General features: G+C 52.4%; 2 protein-coding genes. Both read left to right on the top strand.

Annotated features, from left to right (window positions below; all coding sequences use genetic code 11):
• A partial coding sequence (locus C7R94_RS29210; protein ID WP_199197980.1) for a chorismate-binding protein occupies window positions 1-179 on the top strand: 179 nt, incomplete at its 5' end.
• Window positions 173-871 (top strand): anthranilate phosphoribosyltransferase (gene trpD / locus C7R94_RS29205; protein WP_106785997.1); only part of this gene is annotated, 699 nt, incomplete at its 3' end. The genes C7R94_RS29210 and trpD, both read left to right, overlap by 7 nt.

Genomic DNA, 871 nt, shown 5'->3' with positions numbered 1-871 from the left:
CGATTCGTACGTTGTTCTTTCAGGATGGTTACGCACATGTACAGGCGGGTGCAGGCATCGTAGCGGACTCGGTCCCTGCGAGTGAATACCAAGAGACGGTGAACAAAGCAGCAGCAATGCTCTCTGCGTTAGAAAAAGCGGAACAGTTGTTCGTCGGAAAGGTGGAGTTGTCATGCTAACGTACGCGCTGGAACAAATTCTGCTTGGGAAGCACTTATCACGAACGGTTGCAGAAGAGGCTATGGGCGAGATTATGGACGGAAAGGCAACTCCAGCTCAGATTGGTGCATTTTTAGCGAGTCTTCGCTTGAAAGGCGAGCAGGTGGAAGAGATTATCGGTTTTGCCAAAGCCATGAGAGCGCGGGCAATGAGTTTTCCCATCGATCTGCCAGGTCTGGTAGACACTTGCGGAACAGGTGGAGACGGAAGTCATACTTTTAACATTTCGACGGCGAGTGCAGTTGTCGCAGCAGCTGACGGTGTACGCATCGCCAAGCACGGGAATCGTGCAGTTTCCAGCAAAAGCGGCAGTGCTGATGTGTTGGAAGCGTTGGGAGTACCCGTCAATTTATCTCCAAAGGACGCTGCGGATTGCCTGCGCGCGACCAATCTCTGCTTCTTGTTCGCTCCCCTTTACCACCAAGCGATGAAGCATGCGGCTGGTCCGCGAAAAGAATTGGCGATTCGCACGGTATTTAATTTACTGGGGCCATTGACGAATCCAGCAGGTGCCAGCCATCAGTTGATGGGCGTTTATGATGCTAAACTGCTTCCGAATGTAGCCGCAGTCTTACACGAGCTCGATGTGAAAAGAGCGCTCGTTGTAGCAGGCTCGGATGGTTTGGATGAACTGACAGTCACGGGAACGAGC

The sequence above is a fragment of the Brevibacillus sp. NRRL NRS-603 genome (assembly GCF_003013445.1).
Classification (GTDB): Bacteria; Bacillota; Bacilli; order Brevibacillales; family Brevibacillaceae; genus Brevibacillus; species Brevibacillus formosus.
This window is presented reverse-complemented; position numbering and strand designations above follow the sequence as displayed.